General features: G+C 71.0%; 30 protein-coding genes. 7 read left to right on the top strand and 23 right to left on the bottom strand.

What is annotated here, in order from left to right; all coding sequences use genetic code 11:
• Positions 1-32 precede the first annotated feature (32 nt).
• Together O3W51_RS24940 and O3W51_RS24935 are read right to left on the bottom strand one after the other, a co-directional pair.
• Entirely contained in the window at positions 33-1334 is a 1302-nt protein-coding gene (locus tag O3W51_RS24940; protein ID WP_138354072.1) for an RNA polymerase sigma factor, read from the bottom strand.
• 76 nt (positions 1335-1410) lie between these two features.
• Entirely contained in the window at positions 1411-1764 is a 354-nt protein-coding gene (locus tag O3W51_RS24935) for a YciI family protein (RefSeq protein WP_138354071.1), read from the bottom strand.
• Positions 1765-1962: 198 nt separating this feature from the next.
• Here O3W51_RS24935 and soxR point away from each other — a divergent pair, with 198 nt between their 5' ends.
• Entirely contained in the window at positions 1963-2418 is a 456-nt protein-coding gene (gene soxR, locus O3W51_RS24930) for a redox-sensitive transcriptional activator SoxR (protein ID WP_269287372.1), read from the top strand.
• A gap of 93 nt (positions 2419-2511) precedes the next feature.
• Positions 2512-3066 (top strand): DinB family protein, encoded by a 555-nt coding sequence (locus O3W51_RS24925; protein ID WP_138354069.1) that lies wholly within the window; start codon positions 2512-2514, stop codon positions 3064-3066.
• A gap of 102 nt (positions 3067-3168) precedes the next feature.
• On the opposite strand, the gene O3W51_RS24920 is transcribed toward O3W51_RS24925, so the two are convergent.
• Complete coding sequence (locus tag O3W51_RS24920) at positions 3169-4203, bottom strand: aspartate-semialdehyde dehydrogenase (RefSeq protein WP_138354068.1); 1035 nt, start codon at positions 4201-4203, stop codon at positions 3169-3171.
• A complete protein-coding gene (locus tag O3W51_RS24915) occupies positions 4200-5114 on the bottom strand; it encodes a dihydrodipicolinate synthase family protein (protein WP_138354067.1) in 915 nt (304 codons plus the stop codon). The genes O3W51_RS24920 and O3W51_RS24915 overlap by 4 nt, the downstream gene beginning before the upstream one ends.
• 149 nt (positions 5115-5263) lie before the next feature.
• Here O3W51_RS24915 and O3W51_RS24910 point away from each other — a divergent pair, with 149 nt between their 5' ends.
• Complete coding sequence (locus O3W51_RS24910; protein ID WP_138354066.1) at positions 5264-5686, top strand: GNAT family N-acetyltransferase; 423 nt, start codon at positions 5264-5266, stop codon at positions 5684-5686.
• On the opposite strand, the gene O3W51_RS24905 is transcribed toward O3W51_RS24910, so the two are convergent.
• From O3W51_RS24905 to O3W51_RS24895, 3 genes are all read right to left on the bottom strand, one after another.
• A complete protein-coding gene (locus O3W51_RS24905) occupies positions 5646-6707 on the bottom strand; it encodes a phosphotransferase (RefSeq protein WP_138354065.1) in 1062 nt (353 codons plus the stop codon). The two genes, O3W51_RS24910 and O3W51_RS24905, sit on opposite strands and share 41 nt — an antisense overlap.
• Before the next feature lie 210 nt (positions 6708-6917).
• The gene (locus tag O3W51_RS24900) at positions 6918-7583 is read right to left on the bottom strand and encodes an HAD family hydrolase (RefSeq protein ID WP_187144967.1); all 666 of its coding nucleotides are present in this window, start codon (positions 7581-7583) and stop codon (positions 6918-6920) included.
• A 65-nt stretch (positions 7584-7648) separates the two neighbouring features.
• The gene (locus O3W51_RS24895; RefSeq protein WP_269287371.1) at positions 7649-8524 is read right to left on the bottom strand and encodes a GntR family transcriptional regulator; all 876 of its coding nucleotides are present in this window, start codon (positions 8522-8524) and stop codon (positions 7649-7651) included.
• Between the two features lie 267 nt (positions 8525-8791).
• Here O3W51_RS24895 and O3W51_RS24890 point away from each other — a divergent pair, with 267 nt between their 5' ends.
• Positions 8792-8950, top strand: a complete 159-nt coding sequence (locus O3W51_RS24890; RefSeq protein ID WP_187144965.1) for a hypothetical protein — start codon at positions 8792-8794, stop codon at positions 8948-8950.
• 23 nt (positions 8951-8973) lie between these two features.
• On the opposite strand, the gene O3W51_RS24885 is transcribed toward O3W51_RS24890, so the two are convergent.
• The 3 genes from O3W51_RS24885 to O3W51_RS24875 all read right to left on the bottom strand — a co-directional run bounded on the left by O3W51_RS24885 (position 8974) and on the right by O3W51_RS24875 (position 12012).
• A complete protein-coding gene (locus O3W51_RS24885) occupies positions 8974-10218 on the bottom strand; it encodes a GNAT family N-acetyltransferase (RefSeq protein WP_269287369.1) in 1245 nt (414 codons plus the stop codon).
• A gap of 122 nt (positions 10219-10340) precedes the next feature.
• Complete coding sequence (locus O3W51_RS24880; protein WP_187145376.1) at positions 10341-11297, bottom strand: asparaginase; 957 nt, start codon at positions 11295-11297, stop codon at positions 10341-10343.
• 82 nt (positions 11298-11379) lie between these two features.
• On the bottom strand, positions 11380-12012 hold the full coding sequence (locus O3W51_RS24875; RefSeq protein WP_381587296.1) for an RsiG family protein: 633 nt from the start codon (positions 12010-12012) through the stop codon (positions 11380-11382).
• 198 nt (positions 12013-12210) lie between these two features.
• Between O3W51_RS24875 and dtd the strand changes: the two genes are divergently transcribed.
• On the top strand, positions 12211-12636 hold the full coding sequence (dtd, locus tag O3W51_RS24870) for a D-aminoacyl-tRNA deacylase (protein ID WP_138354060.1): 426 nt from the start codon (positions 12211-12213) through the stop codon (positions 12634-12636).
• 48 nt (positions 12637-12684) lie between these two features.
• Here the strand turns inward: dtd and ygfZ are convergent, their stop codons facing one another.
• From ygfZ to O3W51_RS24845, 5 genes are all read right to left on the bottom strand, one after another.
• Positions 12685-13653 (bottom strand): CAF17-like 4Fe-4S cluster assembly/insertion protein YgfZ, encoded by a 969-nt coding sequence (ygfZ, locus tag O3W51_RS24865; RefSeq protein WP_269287385.1) that lies wholly within the window; start codon positions 13651-13653, stop codon positions 12685-12687.
• Between the two features lie 19 nt (positions 13654-13672).
• Positions 13673-14110 carry a Fur family transcriptional regulator gene (locus O3W51_RS24860; protein ID WP_138354059.1) on the bottom strand — a complete coding sequence of 146 codons (438 nt, stop codon included), beginning with the start codon at positions 14108-14110 and terminating at the stop codon, positions 13673-13675.
• A gap of 66 nt (positions 14111-14176) precedes the next feature.
• Complete coding sequence (locus tag O3W51_RS24855) at positions 14177-14740, bottom strand: FABP family protein (RefSeq protein WP_138354058.1); 564 nt, start codon at positions 14738-14740, stop codon at positions 14177-14179.
• Positions 14741-15050: 310 nt separating this feature from the next.
• Positions 15051-15626 (bottom strand): hypothetical protein, encoded by a 576-nt coding sequence (locus O3W51_RS24850; protein ID WP_244809334.1) that lies wholly within the window; start codon positions 15624-15626, stop codon positions 15051-15053.
• Between the two features lie 298 nt (positions 15627-15924).
• Entirely contained in the window at positions 15925-16623 is a 699-nt protein-coding gene (locus tag O3W51_RS24845) for a hypothetical protein (protein ID WP_138354057.1), read from the bottom strand.
• A gap of 211 nt (positions 16624-16834) precedes the next feature.
• Here O3W51_RS24845 and O3W51_RS24840 point away from each other — a divergent pair, with 211 nt between their 5' ends.
• Positions 16835-17197, top strand: coding sequence for a DsrE family protein (locus O3W51_RS24840; RefSeq protein ID WP_138354056.1), 363 nt, complete (start codon positions 16835-16837; stop codon positions 17195-17197).
• Positions 17198-17207: 10 nt separating this feature from the next.
• Here the strand turns inward: O3W51_RS24840 and O3W51_RS24835 are convergent, their stop codons facing one another.
• The 8 genes from O3W51_RS24835 to O3W51_RS24805 all read right to left on the bottom strand — a co-directional run bounded on the left by O3W51_RS24835 (position 17208) and on the right by O3W51_RS24805 (position 22670).
• Complete coding sequence (locus O3W51_RS24835) at positions 17208-17528, bottom strand: DUF3099 domain-containing protein (protein WP_138354055.1); 321 nt, start codon at positions 17526-17528, stop codon at positions 17208-17210.
• 170 nt (positions 17529-17698) lie between these two features.
• A complete protein-coding gene (locus O3W51_RS24830) occupies positions 17699-17989 on the bottom strand; it encodes a DUF1416 domain-containing protein (protein ID WP_138354054.1) in 291 nt (96 codons plus the stop codon).
• Positions 17990-18034: 45 nt separating this feature from the next.
• Positions 18035-18874: a sulfurtransferase gene (locus O3W51_RS24825; RefSeq protein ID WP_138354053.1), complete on the bottom strand. Its 840-nt coding sequence runs from the start codon at positions 18872-18874 to the stop codon at positions 18035-18037.
• 136 nt (positions 18875-19010) lie between these two features.
• Positions 19011-19091: an Ms5788A family Cys-rich leader peptide gene (locus O3W51_RS48925; RefSeq protein WP_358789501.1), complete on the bottom strand. Its 81-nt coding sequence runs from the start codon at positions 19089-19091 to the stop codon at positions 19011-19013.
• A gap of 160 nt (positions 19092-19251) precedes the next feature.
• Positions 19252-19962, bottom strand: coding sequence for an LmeA family phospholipid-binding protein (locus O3W51_RS24820; protein ID WP_269287365.1), 711 nt, complete (start codon positions 19960-19962; stop codon positions 19252-19254).
• A 145-nt stretch (positions 19963-20107) separates the two neighbouring features.
• Positions 20108-21382, bottom strand: coding sequence for a hypothetical protein (locus O3W51_RS24815; protein WP_269287364.1), 1275 nt, complete (start codon positions 21380-21382; stop codon positions 20108-20110).
• A gap of 1 nt (position 21383) precedes the next feature.
• Entirely contained in the window at positions 21384-21677 is a 294-nt protein-coding gene (locus tag O3W51_RS24810) for a MoaD/ThiS family protein (RefSeq protein WP_138354050.1), read from the bottom strand.
• Between the two features lie 120 nt (positions 21678-21797).
• The gene (locus O3W51_RS24805; protein WP_138354049.1) at positions 21798-22670 is read right to left on the bottom strand and encodes an alpha/beta hydrolase; all 873 of its coding nucleotides are present in this window, start codon (positions 22668-22670) and stop codon (positions 21798-21800) included.
• Between the two features lie 209 nt (positions 22671-22879).
• Between O3W51_RS24805 and O3W51_RS24800 the strand changes: the two genes are divergently transcribed.
• Positions 22880-23659, top strand: a complete 780-nt coding sequence (locus tag O3W51_RS24800; RefSeq protein ID WP_138354048.1) for a response regulator transcription factor — start codon at positions 22880-22882, stop codon at positions 23657-23659.
• Positions 23660-23668: the final 9 nt, after the last annotated feature.

The following is a 23668-nucleotide window of genomic DNA, read 5'->3' as shown; positions in this document are numbered from 1 at the left end:
GCGCCGTGTGAGAGCCGTCACGGCCTAACGCCTCACCCCGTCGGGGCGGTTCCGGCCCTGCGGCGTGCGCAGTCCGCCACCCGCTGTTCCAGCAGGGTGCGCTCGCGGGCGTTGCGGGTAAGGGCGGCGGCACGGGTGAACTCCTGCCCCGCCTCCTCGTAGCGGCCGAGCCGGGCGAGGAGATCGCCGCGGACGGTCGGCAGCAGGTGGTAGCCGGCCAGGGACGGCTCGGAGGTCAGCGTGTCGACGAGCTCCAGCCCGGTGGCGGGCCCGTACGCCATGGCGAGGGCGACCGCGCGGTTCAGCTCCACGACGGGCGACGGGGCGCGCGCGGCGAGCTGTTCGTAGAGCCCGGCGATCGCCCGCCAGTCGGTCTCCTCCGGGGTGCGGGCGCGGGCGTGGCTGGCGGCGATCGCCGCCTGCAGCGCGTACGGGCCGGGCGGGCCCCCGAGCACTGCGGCCCGCTCCAGCGCGGCGAACCCGCGGCGGATGAGCAGCAGGTCCCAGCGCGAACGGTCCTGGTCGAGCAGCAGGACCGGCTCGCCCTCCGGTCCCGTCCTGGCCGCCGACCGTGAGGTCTGGATCTCCATCAGCGCGACGAGGCCGTGCACCTCGGGCTCCTTCGGCATGAGCCCGGCCAGCACGCGGCCCAGCCGCAGCGCCTCCGCGCAGAGCGCGGGACGCATCAGGTCGTCGCCGGCGGTCGCCGCGTACCCCTCGTTGAACACCAGGTAGATGACCTCGAGGACGGACGACAGCCGGTCGGCCAGCTCCGGCCCGGCCGGCACCTCGTAGGGGACGCGGGCCTCGGCGAGCGTCTTCTTGGCCCGTACGATCCGCTGGGCGACCGTCGACTCCGGGACGAGGAACGCGCGCGCGATCTCCTCGGTCCTCAGCCCGCCCAGCAGCCGCAGCGTGAGGGCGACGCGCGCCTCGGTGGAGAGCACCGGATGGCAGGCGGTGAAGACCAGCCGCAGCAGATCGTCCTCGATGTCACCGTCGAGAACGGCCTCGACGTCGGCCGGCGCGCCGTGCCCCGCGGTCTCCAGCTCGTGCCCGAGCACGTCGATCCTGCGGGCGAGCCGTTCCTTGCGGCGCAGGAGGTCGATCGCGCGGTGCTTCGCGGTGGCCATGAGCCAGGCGCCCGGGTTGTCCGGGACGCCCGACCCGGGCCACTGCTCCAGCGCCGCGACGAGGGCGTCCTGCGCCAGCTCCTCGGCGAGGCCGATGTCGCGCACCAGCCGTACGAGACCGGCGATGAGCCGCGCCGACTCGATCCTCCACACCGCCTCGATCGCGCGGTGGGCGTCGGGGTGGGCGCTGGGTTCCGTCATGGCGACCCATCAGAGCACCCTCGTCAGCGCGACGGCAACCTTCCGCGGGAGGAGTGCGGCGGGCCGCCGGAGGCGGTCAGTCGTTCGGCCCCTCGATCTGCCGGATCTCCGACACGATCTCCCAGCCGTCACCGTGGATCCGCAGGAAGCGCGAGGCCCATTCCAGCGCCTCCTCCTTGCTCTTCGTCTCGATCATCGCGTAACCGCCGATGACTTCCTTCGCCTCGGTGAAGGGCCCGTCGATCACGGTCAGCTTGCCGCCGGAGAGCTTGATGCGGGTGCCCTCCGCGGTCGGCCGCAGACCGCCGGTGTCGAGGAGCACCCCGGCCTTCGTCATCTCCTCGATGAGCTTGCCCATGTCCTCCATCAGCTGCTCGCTGGGGACCATGTCGGTGTTCTCTTCGATCCTCAGCATCATCATGTAGCGCATCGCGGTGGCTCCTTCTCGTACGTTTTCCGTCGTGCGAACCCTGCTCCTACTGATGCGTCGAACGGGAGACGTCCGGATCGACACGTCCGCGAAAGTTTTTTCCGGGTGCTGTCGGGAGGGGTCCGCGGACTCCTCCCGACAGGGGTCCGCGGGCCAATACCTCAACGTTGGTTCATATCCGGCGCTACTGTGGCGGCCATGACCCAACTCCCCTGGAACGCCAAGGAAGCCACTGTCGGTGAACTGTCCGACCGCAGCGGCGTCCCCCCGTCCGCGCTGCGCTTCTACGAGCGCGAGGGGCTCATCCGCAGTCGGCGCACCTCGGGGAACCAGCGCCGCTACAGCCGCGACACGCTGCGCCGGGTCGCGTTCATCCGGGTCTCGCAGCGGGTCGGCATCCCGCTGGCGCGGATCCGCGAGGTCCTCGGTCTGCTGCCGGAGGGACGGACGCCGAACCGCGCGGACTGGGCGAACGTCTCGGAGTGCTGGCGCGACGACCTCAACAGCCGCATCGCCCAGCTGGAGCGACTGCGGGACCATCTCACCGACTGCATCGGCTGCGGCTGTCTGTCGATCGACAAGTGCCATCTGGCCAATCCGCACGACGCGCTCGGCGAGCAGGGGCCGGGGCCGCGCCGGCTGCTCGGCGCCTGACACCTTTCCGCTGCCCATGTGTGGATGCGGACAGAATCTGACCGCATGGATCTCTAGAGTCGAGGTATCGAGACCGAGCGAGAGGTGGCCGTCATGCCGACACTGGTGCACACGGGAAAGACCGGCGAGCAGAGCGAGCGGGACGCCCTGCTGGCCTTCCTGGAGGCACAGCGCGGCGCCCTGCGCCGGGCCGTCCTCGGCCTGACCGACGAGCAGGCCGCGTCCCGGCCGAGTGCGAGCGAGCTGTCGCTGAGCGGGTTGATCAAGCACGCGCTGGGCTGCGAGGACAACTGGGTCCAGACCACGCTGATGGGGCGGCCGCCCGCCCGCAAGCGCGATGAGTCGAACTGGCACGAGGACTTCCAACTGGTCGGCGAGGAGACCGTGGCCGGGGTGCTGGAGGAGTACGAGGCCGTGGCGCGGCAGACCGAGGAGACCATCCTCAGCCTGCCGGACCTGGAGGGCAGCGTCCCGCTGCCGGAGGCGCCGTGGTTCCCGGCCGGGATGCGGGTCAACGCCCGCTGGGTGCTGCTGCACCTCATCGAGGAGGCGGCCCGGCACGCCGGACACGCGGACATCATCCGCGAGTCGCTGGACGGGAAGACGTCGTACGTGCTGATCGCCGAGGAGACCGGCAAGGCGTTCTGACGGCGGTCAGCACGTACGGGCGTCGGCGCGGTGACGCTTCGGGTGCGCGGTGGGGCTCGGGGACCCTTCCGTGCCGGGCTCAGGGACCCTTCCGCGCCGGGCTCAGCGCGCGGCGGTCAGTTCCGCCGCGACCAGCTCCGCGACCTGGACGGCGTTGAGGGCCGCGCCCTTGCGGAGGTTGTCGCTGGAGCAGAAGAGGGCGAGGCCGTTCTCCACGGTCTCGTCCCGGCGGATCCGGCCGACGAAGGTCGGGTCCTGGCCGGCCGCCTGCAGCGGGGTGGGGATCTCGGAGCGCTCGACGCCGGGGGCGGCGGCCAGCAGCTCGTAGGCGCGCTCGACGCTGATCGGCCGCTCGAAGCGCACGTTGACCTGCAGCGAGTGCCCGGTGAAGACCGGCACGCGCACACAGGTGCCCGAGACCTTCAGCTCCGGGATCTCCAGGATCTTGCGGCTCTCGTTGCGGAGCTTCTGCTCCTCGTCGGTCTCGAAACTGCCGTCGTCGACGATCGAGCCGGCCAGCGGCAGCACGTTGAACGCGATCGGGCGGGCGTAGACGCCCGGCTCCGGCAGCTCGACGTTCTCGCCGCCGAAGGCGAGCGCGGCGGCCTGGTCGGCGATCTTGCAGATCTGGCCGTCGAGCTCGGCGACGCCGGCCACCCCGGAGCCGGAGACGGCCTGGTAGGTGGTGGCGATCAGCGCGGTCAGGCCGGCCTCGTCGTGCAGCGGGCGCAGGACCGGCATGACGGCCATCGTCGTGCAGTTCGGGTTGGCGATGATGCCCTTGGGGCGGTCCGCGATCGCGTGCGGGTTGACCTCGGACACGACCAGCGGCACCTCGGGGTCCAGCCGCCAGGCGGAGGAGTTGTCGATGACGACCGCACCGGCCGCGGCGACCTTCGGCGCCAGCGCCCGCGAAGCGGCGCCGCCCGCCGAGAACAGGACGATGTCCAGCCCGGAGTAGTCGGCCGTGGCGGCGTCCTCGATGACGATCTCGCCGTCCTGCCATGGCAGTGTGCTCCCGGCCGAACGGGCCGAGGCGAACAGCCTCAGCTCCTTCACCGGGAAGGCGCGCTCGGCGAGCACCTTGCGCATGACTCCGCCCACCTGGCCGGTCGCTCCGACGATTCCGATCCTCATGACGCCTCTCCGATCAATGCGTGCGTACGGACCCGAGTATCCCCCGCCGCGTCCCATGCCCGGAGAGCCGTCTCAAGCGATGGGCCGCCGGCCGGCAGCAGCGGCAGCCGTACGCCGGGTCCCGGGATGCGGCCGTGGGCGTGCAGCACGGCCTTGATGACGGTGGGATTCGGCTCGGCGAACACCGCCGCCGCGAGGGCCGCCAGCCGGTGCCCCAGCGCCCGGTCGCCGGTCCTGGCCAGCTCCACCCAGCGCTCGGTCAGCAGATGCGCGGAGGCGAGCACGGCACCGGCCGCGCCGAGGGCGAGCAGCGCGGGGGCGAAGACGTCGTCGCCCGCGAGGACGGCGAAGCCGGGCAGCTCGGCGCCGAGCAGCGCCACCGTGTCCTGGTCGATCCCGCCGACCGCGTGCTTCACCCCGACGACGCCGGGGATCGCGGCCAGCCGCAGCAGCGCCTCGATGCCGAGCGTCTGCCCGGTGCGGTACGGAATGTTGTAGATGATCAACGGCACCGGGCTGTCCGCCGCCAGCGCCTCGACGTGCGCGACCACCCCGGCCTCGGAGGGCCGGGTGAAGTACGGCACAGGAACGAGCGCGGCCGCCGCCTCGGTGCCCGCGAGCGCGCGCAGCTCCGCGCCGGAGCGCCGGGTGTCGTTCGATCCGGCGCCAACCGTCAGCCAGGCCCCTCGCTCCCGGCACACCCTGCCGACGATCGCGGTGACCGTGCCGCGCTCCTCCGCGTCGAGCGTCGCGGCCTCGGCCGTGGTGCCGAGCGCGACGAGTCCGGCCGCGCCCCCGTCGAGGGCGCTGTGCGCGAGACCTTCCAGCGCGGCGGCGGCCACCGTCCCGTCGGCGTCGAAGGGCGTGATCAAGGGCACGTGGATGCCGCCGAGCGGCCGGTCTAGGTCCATCCGTCGAGCGTGACGCACAACGACAGTAAAGGTCCAGTTAATAGTTCTCCGCTGCATAGGTAAGCAACGCTGCACCGATGTGCGGCACCGACCCGGACGACGCGGATATTGGGTCGACGCCGCCGCCCCCGCCTGGCAGCCTCGCCGCCATGGACGACGACACCTATGAGATCTCGACGGACCCCGCCCGGCTGGATGCCGCCCGCATCCACCACTGGCTCTCCACCGACGCCTACTGGGCGCTGGGCCGGAGCCGCGAGAAGCAGGACAGCGCCATCGCGAACTCACTCAACTTCGGCCTCTACGACACCGTCTCCGGCGCCCAGCTCGCCTACGCCCGTGTCGTCACCGACCACACCACCTTCGCCTGGCTCTGCGACGTCTACGTCGACCCGGCCACCCGCGGCAAAGGCCTCGGCGTCGCCCTGGTGACCGCCGTACGCGACCACCTCGCCCCCTCCGGCCTGCGCCGCATCCTCCTCGCCACCGCCGACGCCCACGGCGTCTACGCGAAGATCGGCTTCGAACCGCTCACCGACCCGGCCAAGTGGATGGCCCTCGGCCTGCAGTGACGGGCGAGGCGTGCCGGCTGTGCCACGCCTCGAAGGCGGCCTCCACGGCCACCCGGGAGGGGACCTTGTCCAGGCCCAGTGGCTCCTGCGCGTCCCGCAGCGCGCGCACGACGACCGCGGCCACCTGCCCCAGCTGCGCGTAGTCGAGTGCGGCGTCCAGACCTGTCGCCCCACGGATGACGTCCGTGATGACGGATTGGACGCGCTTGTAGGCCAGGTAGTGCGGCAGATCCTCACCGGCCCCCCGCCCGGCCTCCTCCCCCACCGCCCGCAGCCAGCGCGCGATCATCTCGCGCCGCTGCGCACTCGGATAGCGCATGAGGTGCAGATGCGTGGCGAGGTCGTACAGCGGATCGCCGATCAGGGCGAGTTCCCAGTCGATGGTCCACAGCGCGTCGGCGCTGTCCACGATGAAATTCTCGCAGTGCAGGTCGCCGTGGAGCAGACGGAACGAGCGCGGGGTCAGTTCCGGCAGACGGCCCTCGAAGGCGCTCAGCGCGTCCTCGCGCACGTCGAGGTCGGCCAGCAGACCGGAGAACCTCTCGCGGTGGGGCGCGTAGACGTGTTCGAGGGTGAAGTGCACGACCCGGCGCAGGAATCCGGTGGAGCTCTCCGCACGGGGCAGGTCGTCACAGGTGCAGAGGCGGAGCCGTTCCTTCGGAAGCCGGGCGGTGTCGCACGCCACGAGGTGCTGGAACAGCTCCTCGATCTGGTCGAGGAATCCCGCAGCCACCGTTCTGCCGCCGCTCGCGCTCCGCAGACTGCCCAGTGTCCGGCCCTCGATGAAGACCGTGGTGGACATGTGGTCGTCGATGACGGCGACCGGCGGGATATGCGGGATGCAGCCCTGGAGCGCGGAGATCAGCTGGTCCTCCGAGGGGAACAGCCGCAGGTCGAACCAGAAGACCCCGGGCCTCGGTTCACGCAGCTTCAGCCGGTGGAACTGCAGGCCGGGCCGGGACACGGCGTCCGGGCTGACCGCGTAGGTCACATTGTGGTAGCCCGGAAAGGGGCCCTCCACCCGGTCCGTTCCCGCTGGGGGACGGAGCCTCGCCACTGTCGTCGTGGTCACCGGATTCCTAGGCTGTGTCTGACGGTGTCGGAGAACTGCTCATGAGAAATACTGATGAGAACCGTCCGCCCCACGCGGCGTGTGTGGCGTCGACAGTAGTGGCCGAGCACCGTCCCACGTCACCCTTAACGGACCCCGTACGCACTTAACGAACCACGGTTACGGTTGCCGGCGCTCTTCTTGCCGACGCTCTTCGAAGAGGTGCACGAGCGCGTCGGTGATGTGCCTGGCTCCGGCGTCCTCCAGCTCCCGCTGCTTCCTGGCGTCGTTCGCATAGCCAAGGAAGGTGACACCGGCCCCTTGAGCCGCGCTGCAGTCGTCGGCGGAGTCGCCGATCATCAGGCAGTCGCGAGCCCGTGCACCCGTAGTCCGCATCGCCTCTTTAAGGCAGGACGGATCGGGCTTCATCAGGAGGGTGTCTCCGAGCCGCCCGTGCACATGAGCGCCGAAGAACTCGGCCAGCCCCATGCGCCTCAGATACAGATTAGCCGCGGCGGCGGAGTTGTTGGTCGTCACCGCGACTTTCTTGCCGTGTCCGACAAGCCACACGACCAGTTCGTGCGCGTGTTCGGTCGGCACGGCGGAGCCGGCGGCCCGGATCTCCTCCGTGGTGAGGAGCCGGTCCAGTTCGGCGACCCGATGGGCCGAAGGAGTGCCCTCGTAGGCCCGCGCCGTGTCCCGCAGCACCTGGAGCGGGTTGTCCGGGTCGCTCAACGGTGGTGCCAGCCCCCAGCTGTCGATACTGCGCCGCAGGACGCGGGCCACCTCGTGCGCCTTGTGGTTGCCGAAGAGGCTGGCCAGCGGACCGTCGAAATCGAACAGCACACATCCAGCGGCGGCTATGAGTTCTCGACGGGCCCGCCGGCCAACGGCGGAGGACGGGCGGAAGGTCACTCGAAGAGTCTCAACGGCTCGGCAATGGTTGACCAGATGGAATCGAACCAATCCTGCGACCGCCTCACGTATTCGGCGCTGTACGGGTCGGGTCCCGCCCCGGCCGCGGAGTAGTGGAAGAGGGTGGCCCCGAGCCCCAGGAAGTCATAGATCTCCATGTCCTCCCCGCGGTAGGACACGGTGCGCTCGACAACCTTGTAGTAGCCGAAGAGCGCTTCCGTCCCGTTGAGCAGGTAGAGCTTGTTCACCGGGCTGACCTTCACGGATCTGATCTCGACGGACACCTCGGTCACCAGGCCCAGGTCCTTCAGCCGGCCGACGGAGCTCTGCAGGCCGGTTGCGTGGCTCTGCGCCAGCCGCCGCAGCCGCTCCAGCGGGCGCCCGTCCCCCGGGTCGCCGACGAGCCGCGGAACGGCCAGCTGGGCGCCCGGCTCCGGCAGCAGCAGCCGCACCGCCACGGACTGCGGAGGGTCGATCTCAGCTGCCTGGATGCTCCGGATCGGGCCCTGCAACGCCGAGTTCAGCGTCTCCGCGGTGAGCGAGAAGGAGTCCAGGGTGACCCGGGGCTCGCGGAACGCGGCTTCGAGATGCTCGGCCAGCTCGACCCCCGCCGGACCGGGCCCCGAATGCGACCGCCCCTCGTGGTCCGGCCGGGACGAGGTCCCACCGCGCAGGACGTACGACCCCCGGCCGCGCTGGGAGTCGATGTAGTCGCCCTTGCGGAGCTCGTCCAGGGCCCGTTGAACGGTGGCCCGGGACACCTTGAACCGCCTGCTCAGGGCGTCCTGGGTCGGGATCTGATCGCCGGCGGCCAGCACCCCGCTGTCCATCTCGGCACGTAGTTCATCCGCGATGCGCCGAAAGGGCGGCACCGCGCCATCATGCCCCGAGCTTGTCGGACTCATGCATTCCAGGCTACAACTCTCCATCAACTTATGGGAGTTGACTGACTCGAGTTTGTGGATCTCAGTCAACTGGGGAAAGCACGAAGTAGTAGCTCAGTCGACTTCCGACTTGCAGATGAGTTGTCGAAGTTGACGCAACGGGGGTCAGCGTCATCAACCGTCCAACGGCGTACGGGACATACCGCCACCACCCGCCTTCTGCCACCGCTCAGCGCCACGAAGGAGGGACCTGCCATGCCCGTTCTCGGATTCGCTTTCGAGCAGTTCGTCCAGTGGAGGTACGGCGCCGCCTGGGCTGTCGTCTTCGGACTGATCGCCCTTGACCGCAAGGACCGGGGCACCACCTACACCTGCATCGCGCTCACCGGGATCGCGATCCTGATGGCGCAGTAGGCCGCCCCCGCGGGGCCCGGCGGTCAGAAGCCGTCCGGGGTCCAGGGGCGGCGGGGGGTGCGGAAGAGGGTGTCCGCGCGGGTTGCCGCACCGGGGCGTTCCTCGGTGACGCGGCCCAGGGCGGTCAGCCGCAGGACGGACTCGTCGCCCAGGTACAGCGTTCCCAGCTCGGCGATGTCGAAGGAGAGATCGGCGTCGTCACGGGTCGGGGTGCAGGTGGCCCTGCCGTCGGCGTCCGTCTCCAGGCGGAAGCGGCCGCCGGCCAGGTCCGCGGCGTCGTGCAGGTCCAGGACGAGGGAACCGGCGCCGGTGTAGGTGCGGGCCTCCAGGGCGCGCGGGGTGTCGAGGACCCGGAGCCACATGAAGTCGGCGTTCGTCTCGACCTTGGCGGAGCGCGGGTCGCCGAGCAGCAGGGGCATGATGTCGTCGGGGGCGCGATAGCCGGACTTCAGCTCGGTGACCCAGTCGACGGAGAACAGATAGCGCCACAGCGCGAGCTCGGCGGCCGGGGAGGCCGCGATCAGCTTGCCCGTCTCCAGCGTCACCCTGGGGAACTTGTTCGACCACCGGTGGTCCGTGATCGAGTACGTGGCCAGGCCGTCGACCTGGCCGGAGGCGTCCCGGTACACCGCGTAGAAGGGTTCCTTCCAGGGCATGGACGGGAACGTCAGCAGGCCGGTGTCCATGTCCCACCACCGGTCGGTGCGGTCGATCGCCCCGGGCGTCAGCCGCCGGACCCGCTCATGGAGTTCGGGGCCGATCTTGCGGATCTCGGCGGGCGTCATCAGGTCGACCCTGCCCTCGGCGGGCCCCGCCCAGCGGCGGTCGAGACCGGACCGGGGGACGTCGACGTCCCACTCGTTGATCCACGTCGCCGGGCCGAAGCCGTAGCGGCCGTAGATCGGGTACTCGGCGGCGATCAGGATCGCCACCGCCTCGCCGCGCTCCTTGGCGTCCGTCAGGTCGCGGGACATCATGCGGGTCAGCAGGCCGCGTCTGCGGTGCGTCGCGGTGACCGAGACGTTGGTGACGGCACTGGCGGCGAGCAACTCGCCGCCCGGCACGGTGAGCTCACGCGGCATGCTGCGGAAGGTGGCCACGCAGCGGCCCTCGTCGAACACGCCCTGGGTGCGCTCCAGGTCGATCCCCGGCCTGCGGGCGGTGACCTCCTCCGGGGTGACGGTGGGCGGCATCAGGAACGCGTTGTTCAGCGCGCGCAGCCATTCCGGCAGATCCGATGCGGCGAGGGTGCGGAGGTCGGGGCTCATCTCTCGAACGTATGCGGAGGCGGGGTGACGCGCATCCGGATTTTCCGCGGAGGAGGGGCGATTGACGTGACCACCGGTGCGCCGGGCGCGACGCGGCCGTCCCGTCGTTGGCCCGCCGGGCCTCAGAAGACCGCGCGCACCTCGCCGACCCGTTCCCCGCCGCCCAGCAGCGGCGAGTCGGCGATCCGGGCGAGCACCGGCGAATCCACTCCCAGCAGCTCCAACGCCCTTGCCAGCACCGGCCCGAGCGCCCGTCTGCTCCCGTCGTCGACCTTGAAGGCCAGCGCCCGGCCGTCCGGCAGCGCCACCGCCTGGACCGACTCCGCGCCCACCTTGGCGAGTACGCCCGGGACTTCCCGCATCAGCCAGGTGTCCGCCCGCCGGGTGCCCGCGACGTACTCGGGGTGGGCCCGCATCGCGTCGGCGACCTTCCGCTCGGGGGTGCCCTCCGGTGCGCCGACGCAGCGGGCGAACGCCCGCGCCAGCCCGGTGAGGCTCAGCGCCGCGACCGGCGCCCCACAGCCGTCGACGCCCACCCGCTCGACCGGTTCGCCGCTCAGGTCGCCCAACACGTCCAGCACCAGGCGTTGCAAGGGGTGGCCGGGGTCCGGATACGTCTCCAGGGGCCAGCCGTTGACCACACAGGCGGCGAGCATCGCGGCGTGCTTGCCGGAACAGTTCATGAGGATCCGCTCGCGGCCGCCGCCGTCCCGCAGCCACTGTTCCGCCGCCTCGACGTCCAGCGGCAGGTCCGGGGGATTGCGCAGCGCCGACTCCGTCAGGCCCGCGCCCGCCAGGATCTTCCGTACGCCCTCCACATGGAACGGCTCCCCCGAGTGGCTGGCCGCGGCGAGCGCCAGCAGTTCGCCGTCCAGACCGACCCCGGCCCGCAGCATCGCCGCCGCCTGCATCGGCTTGTTGCACGACCGGGGGAAGACCGGCGACGTCACGTCGCCGAGCGTCGGCCCGACGCGGCCGTCCGCGTCCAGCACGACAAGGGAGCCGCGGTGCAGCCCCTCCACGAAGCCCGACCGGACGACTTCCGCCAGCACCGGATGGGGACGCTCCACCGCGCTCAAGCCCGCGCCCCGGTTCGCGCCCCGGCCCGGGTCCTGACCCGGGTCCTGGCCTGCCGCTGCGGTTGACCGGTCGTCATCGCCGTCAGCCCTCGGCGAGCAGGTCGTCCACGCTTGCTTCCCCGTCACGGTATCGGCGGGTGATCTCCGCGCTGCAGCCGTCGACCGTCCGCTGGAGGGTCTGCCGGCGCCGGGAGACCTGCTGCTCATGGCGGACGAGGCGCCCCATCCCCTCGTGCAGGTCCTGGTCCGTCCGGGCGTCGAGGTCCGACAGTTCGACCTCGGAGAGCATCTCCTCGGCCAGCCGCCGGACCCGCTCGGTGAGCGGCGTGCCCAGCGTCACGTGCCGGGCGGAGGAGCGGTGCAGGGACGGCGCGTCGGTCAGGATCTCCGGCAGCCGGTCCAGCAGCGGAGCGTCCGGCGCCGTGCGGCGCCCCAGCTCCGCCCGCAGGATGTCGATCCGGCCGTGCAGCAGCCGGCGCACATACGACAGATCCGCCTCCTCCTGCTGCGCGTCACGTCGCAGGGTGCGCAGCGCGCCGAGGCCCAGCGCCCCCATCTCGGGCTCCGGGACGTCCGCGGCGAGCGGGCTGCGCGGACCCGGGGGCCGCGGCCCCAGTGCGTCGGCCTTCAGCATGTGATGGCCCTTCTCGATGGGCGCGGTCGGTGCGATCGGTGCGGTGGTACCGGATGTCTCTCCAGCGCCGGGTGTGGTCATGCCTGTCGTCCCCTCGTCGCGGCCGGAGCCGCCCAGGTTCCGATGGTCCCACTGCCTGCGGACACCCCGCAGCGACTCTGCACCCGAACGGCCCCGACGGCGGGCGTGCTTGGCGTCCAACCGGGCGTACGACCTGCGGTCGCGTGCGCCCCCTCACCCGTGCGAGTGGTGTTGGCACATGCACGGGACAATGCCCGTATGCGAGCGGTTGCCCAACGGGTCAGTGAAGCGAGTGTCGTGGTCGGCGGAGAGACGGTCGGGTCGATCACCGGGCCGGGATTGTGCGTTCTGGTGGGGGTGACGCACGACGACACCCCGGAGAAGGCGGCGCAGCTGGCCCGCAAGTTGTGGAGCCTGCGCATCCTGCCGGACGAGAAGTCCTGCTCGGACATCGGCGGCCCGCTGCTCGTCATCAGCCAGTTCACGCTTTACGGTGACGCCCGTAAGGGGCGCCGCCCCACCTGGAACGCCGCCGCGCCCGGCGAGATCGCCGAGCCGCTCGTCGACGAGGTGGTGAAGCAGCTGCGCGCGCTGGGCGCGGACGTAGAAACGGGCCGGTTCGGCGCGGACATGAAGGTCTCGCTGACGAACGACGGCCCGTTCACCCTGGTCATCGACATCTGATCGCCGCGGCGGTCACCGCGGCGTCATCGCGGCGGTCATCGCAGGGGACTACGGCGCTACGACGATCTCCTGCGACGCGACCGTCGTGTCGGCCAGCAGCGTCGCGTCCGCCGCCGTGTTGCGCTTCACCAGGGCCAGCGCGATCGGGCCCAGCTCCCAGTGCCGGGCGGAGGACGTGACGAAGCCGATCTGCCGGCTCTCCTCGCCCTCGGAGGCGATCCGGACCGGGGAGCCGTGCGGCGGGAGCTTCACCTCGCTGCCGTCCAGGTGCAGGAAGACCAGACGGCGCGGGGGCTTGCCCAGGTTGTGCACCCGGGCGACCGTCTCCTGGCCCCGGTAGCAGCCCTTCTGCAGGTGGACGGCGGTCTCCAGCCAGCCCAGCTCGTGCGGAATGGTGCGGTGGTCGGTCTCCAGGCCCAGCCGCGGCCGGTGCGCCTCGATCCGCAGCGCCTCCAGCGACAGCGACCCGATCGGCCGGCCCGCGCCGGCCGCGAAGGACTCCAGCTCGGCGCGCGGCACGAAGACGTCCCGGCCGTACGAGGTCTCCCGGACGGCCCAGCCCGCCGGGACGGCCGTGATGGCGCCCGCGGGCAGATAGACGACCGCGTACTGCTCCGACGCGTCGGCCGCCTCGACCTTGTAGAAGAACTTCATGCTCTCCAGGTAGGCGAGCAGGGCGCCCTGCGTGCCGGGCTCCACGTGGATCCAGGTCGTCGTGCCGTCGTCCACGAGGTAGAGCGCGTGCTCGATGTGCCCGTGCGCGGTGAGGACCAGCGCCTCGGTGGCGTGGTGGGCGGGAAGCTGCTCGACGTGCTGGGTGATCAGCAGGTGCAGCCAGGCGAGACGGTCCTCGCCACTGACGGTGAGGACACCGCGGTGCGACAGGTCCACGAAGCCCGTCCCGTCGGCGAGCGCCCGCTGTTCACGGAACAGATCGCCGTAGTGCCCGGCGACACCCTCGTCCGGCCCCTCTGCGGGGACGGCACCGGGAAGCGACAGCAAAGGACTCTTCGACATGACGGTCATGGCGATAAGCCTACGACTCGGCGGCGGAAGCCTTCGCGGTGCAGGCGGCGCAGCGGCCGAAGATCGCGAAGTGCTTCATGTCCGTCTCGAAGCCGAACGCCTCGCGCAGTCCCTCGGTGAGCGGCGCGGCGAGCGTCACCTCGGCCTCGGTGACGGAGCCGCAGTCCCGGCACACCAGGTGCATGTGGTGGTGCCGGTCCGCGAGGTGGTACGTCGGGGCGCCGTGTCCGAGGTGGGCGTGACTGACCAGGCCCAGCTCCTCCAGCAGCTCCAGCGTCCGGTAGACGGTGGAGATGTTGATCCCGGAGGCGGTCTTACGCACCTCGGTGAGCAGCTCGTCCGGAGTCGCGTGCTCCAGAGCGTCCACGGCCTCCAGGACAAGCTGCCGCTGCGGGGTCAGCCGGTAGCCGCGCTGCCGCAGATCGCTCTTCCAGTCGGTGGTCACCACAGCCCCCAGTGTAGGGCTGTGGATCCCGGCTGCCGCGAGGGCCGAAGCGGGGCTTCGGCGGGGGTCCTACTTGAAGAAGGCGATCCCGTCGTCGGGGAGGTCCTTGAGGTCCTTCGCCCACTCCCGCGGGTCGACGACCTTCTTCAGGTGCGCGGACATGTACGGGCGCAGCGTCACGGCCGGGGTGGCCTTCTCGCCGACCCACATCAGGTCGCTGTTGACGTAGCCGTAGAGCCGCTTGCCGCCGGAGTACTCCGGGGCCTCGGGCAGCCGCGCGACAGCGTCCGTGACGATGTCGATCTGCGGCTTCTGGTCGGCCAGCTCGCCGGTCCAGATCTCGATGACGCCCTCGTCACGGGTGACGGTGACATCGACCTTGCGGTCCTTGTCGATCCGCCAGAAGCCGCTCTCGCTCTCCAGCGGGCGCAGCTTCTTGCCCTCGGCGTCCAGCACCCAGGTGTGGGAGGTGTACTCCAGGAAGGAGCGGCCGTCGTGGCTGAACGTCACCTCCTGCCCGAAGTTGCACTTCTCGGCCCCGGGGAAGTCGTACACGCCCGCGCCCTCCCACCTGCCGAGGAGGAAGACGAGCGGGACGAGGTCCGGGTGAAGGTCGGACGGGATCTCGATCATGGTGTGGTGCCCTGTTCCGTTGTCCGTGCGGCCGAGGTCAGCGCTGGCCCTGGTACAGCTTCGCCACCGCGAAGACGGAGAACGCGGCGACGCCGAGGCAGACCAGGACGAGCAAGGCGTCGAAGATGTACTCAATACGCACGAGTGTGCTCCTCGGGCAGGCAAGCGGTAAGGGACCGGGGACGAGTCTAGTCGGCGGCCACGGGGACGGCGCTGTGAGGTGCGTCCCCGTGGCCGTGGCGGGCCGGGACGGGCCCGGATGGCCGCTCCGTGGGCCGGTACGGGAGCGGCTTCAGCCGCTTCAGCCGCTTCAGCCGAGGAGCTGGGCCTGGAGCGTGATCGTCTGCCGGAACGGCACCACGGGGACCGTGCCCTTGTGGGACAGGACGACGAGGCCGATGGTGTCGCCCGCGGAGATGTACGCGTAGCGCAGCTGGGCCTCCTCGCTGGGTCCGGACTCCACGTACTGGTACACCACGGCGCCGGTCTCGGCGCCGTTGGTGCCCAGGTCCCGTTCCTCGTCGACCGTCGGCGCGCCGTCCAGCCGGGTGTAGCTCAGTTCGTTGCGGTAGCGGTCGGTGGGCAGCCAGCCCTTGGCGCCGGGGAACGCCGGGTCGAGCCTGGCACCCTCCGGGGCGGGCAGCAGGAGCGACCGCGGGTCCGCGTAGTGGCGGCCGCCGGGGTTGAGCGTGTCGTCCAGGGCGGCCGGCTTGCCCGCGGGCAGCTTGGGCAGGGCGAGCGGCTGATAGACCCAGCGTCCGTCGTCCGGCGTCCTCAGACCCGGGATCCTGGTGCGCTCGGGCTGGGTGACTCCGTACGCGACGCCGCCACCGAGCGCTCCGAAGACCAGCACCGCCGACGTCCAGCGCAGCACCGCACGGAGCACACGGCGCGGCTTCTTCGGTTCGACGGGCAGCACGGGGGCGGCCCACGGGTCCGGCTGCGTCGCGATCTACTGGTCGGTCAGCCGGCACCCCCGGGGGTGCCGGCGCCCGCGAGGACGCCGAGGACGGCCGCGACGGCGATCAGCAGCGCGGTGCGGCCACGGCGACGCGGCTTGCGCTCCGGCTCGCCTGTGGTTCCGGTGGTGGCTCCGGGGCGGGCTCGGGCGCAGGGGTGTCCTCGGGCATGGTGATCTCCACATGGGGGGTGCGAGAAAAGGGAAGAAAGGACGAAGGACGAGCTCAGCGGCCGGTCTTGAGGCGCTGGTACTCCGCGTCCAGCAGGTTCTGGAGCAGCTTCGGGTCGGCGGCCTTGCCGCCGGTCACGGTGATGGTGATGTGCACATCGCCCTGGTACGAGATGGCCAGCAGGGAGTCCGTGCTCTCCTCGGAGCCGGACTTCAGGTGGTAGGCGCGGGCCGGATAGCCGCCGGCCAGGGGCAGCTTGTCGCCCTCGTAGTAGTGGGCTTCGTAGTACGCGGCGGCCGAAGCGGCGTCCGCGAAGCGGCTGAGCTTGACGGTCACCTCGGCGCCGCCGCCCGCGGTCAGGTACGTGCGGTAGGCGCCGGACCTGAAGCCGTAGCGGTCCAGCGCGCTCTTCATGGCCGCTTCGTCCTTCGTACCGCTCGCGAGGTCGGCCGCGGAGAGCGGGCTGCCCGCCTCGTCGCCGTAGACCTCGGCGTCCTTCGGCGGCGCCAGCAGGAAGAAGCGCAGGTCACCGGTGTGCGTGCCCTGGCTGACCTGGCCCTTGACGGTGGACGTGCCGGAGGGGAAGGGCGTGGCCGACGCGGACGGATCGACGCTCGGGGAGCCCGTCACCGAAACGGTGGGCGCCGGGGACGACGGAGCGGCCTCGTCGGCATGGCCGGACGAGGAGCCCAGCGCCACCACGACTCCGGCGGTCACGCCGGCCAGCGCGAGCATTCCGATCCCGGCGGACACCGCGATGACAGCGCCTCGACGGCGTACAGGTTCCACAGGAAGCCCCCCCCGGGCACAAACTCAGCACTCGCACTCGCACTCGCACGCGTGTCGCAGTGTGAGTGGAATCGCATTATGTCCAGCCGACACGTCGGCGCCCCCATCCTTTTGCCGTGACATGGGACACAGGTGGGGCCAACGGTGCTGGTGGGAGAGCCGCTAGCCTGAGCCCATGGCGAAGAAGCTCGTGATCAAGGTGACAGCGGGCGCGGACGCGCCCGAGCGCTGCTCGCAGGCGTTCACGGTGGCGGCGGTCGCGGTGGCCAGCGGTGTGGAGGTCTCGCTGTGGCTCACCGGTGAGTCCGCGTGGTTCGCGCTCCCGGGCCGCGCCGCGGAGTTCGAACTCCCGCACGCCGCACCACTGCCGGACCTGATCGACGGGATCCTCGCCGGCGGCGGCATCACGCTGTGCACGCAGTGCGCGGCCCGCCGGGACATCGGGGAGAAGGACGTCATCGAGGGCGTACGGATCGCGGGTGCGCAGGTCTTCGTGCAGGAAGTCATGGCCGACGGCGTCCAGGCCCTCGTCTACTAGGCCGGATCGTCTACCGGGCCCTGTCGTCGAAGTCCCCGTCGTCCGGCCGCTTTCCGGCCGCCCTCGCCCGCGCCGCCTCCTCGTCCCTGATCCAGGAGTCGTCCGCCGGTTCGTCCTCCAGCCAGCTGTCGGCGGGGTCGTCCCAGAAGTCGCCGGGCTCGCGCCGGTTTCCCACGATGGCGGCGAAGGGCGGGATCACCATCGCGACCACGCACATCGCGACGGCGGCCGGCACCGACCACAGGCGCACCACGGCCCACGCCAGGACGAACAGCAGGATGCAGCTGCCCATCATGGCGAAATACCAGTGGCGACGCCGGCGCGCGTACATAGCTCCACGGTACTTCCGAGCAGCGCAAACAGGCAGCACGAAGGGCCGCACCCCATAAAGCTCCAACCCAGGGGTGCGGCCCTTCGGCCGTTCAGTGCTTGAGTCACCGCCGTCGAGGAACGGCTCGACGGCGGTGACTCAATGCTTCGGAGACGCAGTGACCCAGTGCCTCAGACCGCGATGGCCACATCGGCCGCCGCGCCCTGCTGGGCCACGACCGTACGGTCCACCGTGGCGCCCGGGACGAGGGCGCGCAGGGTCCAGGTGCCGGGTGCGGCGAAGAAGCGGAACTGTCCGGTCGCCGAGGTCGGGACCTCCGCGGTGAACTCGCCCCCGCCGTCGAGCAGCCGGACGTAGCCGCTGATCGGCTCGCCGTCACGGGTTACCGAACCCTGAATGATCGTCTCGCTCGCCACGTCAACTCCTGCCAAGTCCGGGCCGCCGGCCTTTGCTCCACACATGTCTGATCCTTTGAGGGGTGGTCTTGAACGGGTCTGGAACCGGACTCAGGCGTTGGCGCCGAGCTCGATCGGGACGCCGACGAGGGAGCCGTACTCGGTCCACGAGCCGTCGTAGTTCTTGACGTTCGGCTGGTCGAGCAGCTCGTGCAGCACGAACCAGGTGAGCGCGGAGCGCTCACCGATGCGGCAGTACGCGATGGTGTCCTTCGCCAGGTCGACGTTCTCGTCCTGGTAGAGCTTGGTCAGCTCTTCGTCGGACTTGAACGTGCCGTCGTCGTTGGCGTTCTTCGACCACGGGATGTTGCGGGCGCTCGGGATGTGGCCCGGGCGCTGCGACTGCTCCTGCGGGAGGTGGGCCGGGGCGAGCAGCTTGCCCGAGAACTCGTCGGGCGAGCGGACGTCGACCAGGTTCAGCGTGTTGATCGCGGCGACGGCGTCGTCACGGTACGCGCGGATCGAGGTGTCCTGCTCCTTGGCCTTGTAGGTGGTCGCGGCCCGCTCGGGGACCTCGACGACCAGGTCGCGGGAGTCGAGCTCCCACTTCTTGCGGCCGCCGTCGAGCAGCTTGACGCTGTCGTGGCCGTAGAGCTTGAAGTACCAGTACGCGTACGAGGCGAACCAGTTGTTGTTGCCGCCGTAGAGGACCACGGTGTCGTCGTTGCCGATGCCCTTGGCCGACAGCAGGGCCTCGAAGCCGGCCTGGTCGACGAAGTCGCGGCGGACCGGGTCCTGCAGGTCGGACTTCCAGTCGATGCGCACGGCGTTACGGATGTGGTTCTTCTCGTAGGCCGAGGTGTCCTCGTCTACCTCGACGATCACCACCTTGGGGTCGTCGATGTGGCTCTGGACCCAATCGGCGTCCACGAGGACGTCACTGCGGCTCATTTTGTTCTCCTCCGGGGCAGTACGGATGCGCCAGAACGGGGGCGCGACATTGCGCAGAATGTGAGAGAAACGCCGGGGAGGCAGGCGCACACGAACGGCCGTCGGGCCTGGTCCGGTACGTAGAAGGCTGCCGCCCCTAGGGCATGCGACAGAGACTGGCGGCGACGCGGCACAGGTCGACTGCCCGCCGCTTCGTAAGATCCGCCTGTCGCTTCATGACCCCGATCGTAGGGAAACCTCCCCGAAAGTGTCACCAGCGTGTCATATACCGAGACAAGATTGTCCGGATATTGGGACGTGGGAAGGGTCGGCCCTTACGCGGCGGGCCCGGGAGCGATTCTGCCGCCGATTCCGACTGAGGTGCGGACGCCGCCGTCTCAGCCCGCGAGAACGACGTTCGTCCCGGACGCGGCCACCGATATGCCGCTCGGGGTCGTCACGACCGACTGGACCTTGATGCCCGTGGGCAGTCCCACCAGGCTCCGGGTGAAGTCGATCTTCTCGCGGATCAGCTTGTCGAGGCCGGGGATGGAGTCGGCGCCCGGTATCGCGTCGGCGTGCAGTCGCACCGTGTCGCCGTGCTCGACGCTGATCACGCTGGTGACACTGCGCTTGACCGTCCCGATCAGCGGCATCGTCACACTGCCGGTCACCTTGACCCGGCCCTTGCCGTCCTTGCTCTCGCCCCCGTACGCCACCGTCACTCCGGGAGGCGCGGCGGCCGACAGGTCCGCGTAGGTGATGAACGCCGAGCCGTCCGCCGTGTCGGCGACCGCCCGCTGGTAGTCGCCGGAGAGGTTCACGCCGCGTAGGTCGGCGGTGAAGCTGTCGATCCGCAGCCGCTCGGCGCCGGTGCCCGCCTGGATGTCGTGCGCGGTGATCTTGACGTCATCGAGCTTGTCCGAGGCGACCTGCGTGAGGAACGGGAAACCCTTGATCGAGATGTCGGGCTTCGAGCTCAGGCCCTGGGTCAGCTGGGCGCGCTCGGCCGCCTTGTCCTGGGCCACCGAGACGGCGATGCGGTCGGCCGCGACGAACAGCCCGCCGAGAACGACGAGGACGATCAGCAGTATTCGTGCGGCTCGCATGGCGCTCCCCGGGTTCAGGCGTGATCGACCGACCCTAACCCGCCTTCCCCCGGCACCCGGGTGGACCGCTGTCGTTTGTCGTGAGGTTGTGACAGCGGCCCACTCGGGGCAACGGGGTTCCGGCACCGGGGCGTTCGGCCTTCCGTCAGCCGGTGAGGACCCGGCCCAGTACGTACACGACCGGAGCCGCGGCCGTCAGGGGGAGTGCGACGCCCGCGGTGAAGTGGACGAAGCGCGACGGGAAGTCGTAGCTGGCGACCCGCAGCCCGATGACGGCGCAGGCACCGGCGGCCAGGCCCAGCAGCGCGCCCTGGGTGCCGAGGTCGGTCAGCCGGCCGGTGACGATGCCGCTGCCCGCGGCGGCGAGCACGGCCACCACGACGGAGGCGGCGCCGGGCAGCGGCAGAGCGCGGGCGAGCGTCGCGACGGCGACCGCCACCGCGCCGACCACCACCGGATCGCTGCCGCCGGGTGTCCAGGCGACCGCGAGGAAGCCGGTGGCCAGGACGGTCATCAGCGTCGACGCCGAAGTGGCCGTCAGCGAGGACAGCCGCTCGTCCGTCGTCCCCCGGTGGCGCATCTGCAGCACGAGGACCAGCAGCAGCCAGGTCCCCAGCGTGCCGACGACCACGGCCGGCACGTTGTCGCCGTCCGTCGCGAGCAGCGCGACGTCCGCCGTGACGCCCGCCAGGAAGGCCAGCACGATGCCCTGCCGGGCCGGCCACATGCCGTTCAGCCGGAACCAGCCGGCGGCGGTGACGGCCTGCAGGACCGCCACCACGAGCGCGAGCCCCGGACGGCCGACGACGGCCCCGCCCGCGATCAGCAGGGCGAGAACGGCGGTCAGCGCGGCCGGCTGCATCCCGGGCGCGATGATCGGCGAACCGGTGCGCTGCCCGGCGGCGGGCGCCGCGGCCCGGCCACGGGCGGCACGCCTGCCACCGGCCCGCGGCTCCGCGGACGCCGGTTCCGGGACGGTCTGCGCGGGCTGGGACGGGAAGTCGTCGATGGCCGGCAGTACGGCGGTGTGGTCGCCCTCCGCCGCCGGGTCGTAGGGCGGGTACTGCCCGTACTGGTCGTACTGAGCCTGCGGGGCGCTGTTCTGGTCGTGCTGCTGGTCGCCGTACGGCTGCTGCGCGGGAGCGTCGTAGCCGGGCGTCGCGTAACCGTCGCCGTACTGCTGCCCCTGCGGCCGGCCCTGCTGCTGGCCCTGCTGCTGGCCCTGCTGCTGGCTCTGCCGGCCGTACTGATCGCCGGGGGCCTGGTTCTGCCACACCGGCTCGGCGGGCGGCATCGGCCCGGGGTGCGCCTGCGGCTGCCCGGCCGCGTACGGGTCGTACGGCTCGTACGCGTTCGGGTTCTGCTGATGGTTCTGATGCGGGTTCTGCTGCGGGTTCTCGTCCCAGTCGGAGGAGGTCATGTCACCCACCCGCGAACGGCGGAAGGACCTCGACGGTGCCGCCGTCGGCCAGGGCCACGCCCGCGTGGTCCCGCGTGCCGACGGGGTTGCCGTCGACCAGGAACGAGCACCTCAGGAGCACGCGCGCGAACTCCGGCTGCCGCGCGTGCCGTTCGCGCGCGGCGGTGAGCGCCTCGGCCAGCGTGGCGGCGCGGTACGGCTCCTCGGCCGTGCCGGCCGCTGCCTTGGCCGCGGCCCAGTAGCGGATCGTGCCGGCGCCTGGGGCGGGCGTCACCGGAATGTCGCTTGCCGCCATAGCGGCTCCTTGTCGTTGTCTTTGCGGTCTCACGGGTTCCCTGCGGCTCCTGCGAGGTACAGCCGCCGTCCATGATGACACCCGTCCGGGGGCCGGGATGTGAGCCCCGGCGCGAGCCGGTCAGACCGTGCCGAGCCAGGCCCCGACCCGGCGCAGCAGAGCGTCGTCGGCCGCGTTCTCCGCGTGGCCGAACCCGGGCTCGATCCACAGCTCGGCCGCGTCCCCTGCGGCGCCCGCCAGCGACCTGGGGTGGTCGAGCGGGAAGTACGCGTCCTGGTCGCCGTGCACGATCAGCAGCGGCGTCGGGGCGATCAGCGCCGCGGACTCGATCGGCGAGAGCGGGACCGGGTCCCACTCGCGCGGGTGGATCCGGGTCCCCAGTCCGAGGCGTGAGACGAGCCGGCCCGCGGGCCGGGTGACCACCCAGTGCAGCCGCCGCATCGGCGCCGTCCCCCGGTAGTACCAGCGGGCCGGTGCGCTCACCGAGACGACCGCGTCCGGGACGCCGCCCAGCCGTCCGGCGGCCGGTGCCTCCGTGCGCCCCGCGAGCGCCTCCGGCGACCGCGCCGCGTGCCGGAGCACGACGGAGCCGCCCATCGAGAAGCCGACCGTGACCACCCGCCGGTACCCCAGGCGTCGCGCCCACCCCACGGCCGCGTCGAGGTCGAGCACCTCCAGATCGCCGACGGTGGACCGGCCGCCGGAGCCACCGTGGCCCCGGAAGGAGAAGGTGATCACGCCCGCGAACTCGGCGAACACCTCCGCCGCCCGGCGGATCGCGGGCCGCTCCAGCGCCCCCGTGAAACCGTGCGCCACCACGATCGCGCAGCCCTCGTACGCCGGGTTCCCCGCGCCGGAAGTTCCGCCGTCCGACGGCCGGTGTTCGGCCTCGATTCGTACGCCGTCCTCCGTCAACAGAACCGCACGCCGACCACCCGAAGTGATCGATGAAACACACAAAGGCCCGTTCAGGGACTCACCGAGGCTCTCCATGTGGGCTATTCTCCTGGGGAAGAGGATCCGGGCAGCGTCGCCCCCGGGTCCTTTCGTGCTTTCTGAACCAGGTTTTCCGACCACATGTTGAGACACCGCTTTCTGAAACACCGCTTCACCAGGTACGTCCTCGCAGGGACCGAGGAGGGTTCGCAAATGGGCAAGCAAAGTGTGCAGCAGCAGTACCGGACGACCGATGGGAGCGACAAGTGAGCTCTCTCCTGCTCCTGACGAACGCGCTCCAGCCGTCCACCGAAGTACTTCCCGCGCTCGGACTGCTGCTCCACAGCGTCCGCGTGGCACCGGCCGAAGGACCGGCCCTGGTGGACACCCCCGGCGCCGACGTCATTCTGATCGACGGCCGCCGTGACCTGCCCCAGGTCCGCTCGCTGTGCCAGCTGCTCCGCTCCACCGGCCCCGGCTGTCCGCTGGTCCTGGTCGTCACCGAGGGCGGCCTCGCCGCCGTCACCGCCGACTGGGGCATCGACGACGTCCTGCTCGACACCGCGGGTCCCGCCGAGGTCGAGGCGCGGCTGCGGCTCGCGATGGGCCGCCAGCAGATCGGCGTCGACGACAGCCCGATGGAGATCCGCAACGGCGACCTGTCGGTCGACGAGGCGACGTACAGCGCGAAGCTCAAGGGCCGGGTGCTGGATCTGACCTTCAAGGAATTCGAGCTGATCAAATACCTCGCGCAGCACCCGGGCCGGGTCTTCACCCGCGCGCAGCTGCTGCAGGAGGTCTGGGGATACGACTACTTCGGCGGCACCCGGACGGTGGATGTCCACGTACGGCGACTGCGCGCGAAGCTCGGCCCTGAGCACGAGTCCCTGATCGGTACCGTCCGGAACGTCGGCTACCGCTTCGTCACCCCGGAAAAGGTCGAGCGGGCCGCCGAGGAAGCCGCGAAGGCCCAGGCCCAGGCCCAGGCGCAAGCCGAGGCCCAGGCTCAGGCCCGAGCGCGTGCGAGCGCCGACAGATCCGCGTAACGGACGGGG

Source organism: Streptomyces sp. H39-C1, assembly GCF_027158125.1.
In the GTDB taxonomy this organism is placed as follows: Bacteria; Actinomycetota; Actinomycetes; order Streptomycetales; family Streptomycetaceae; genus Actinacidiphila; species Actinacidiphila fildesensis.
Note: the sequence above shows the minus strand (reverse complement) of the source record. Positions and strands in the feature narration are given on the sequence as shown.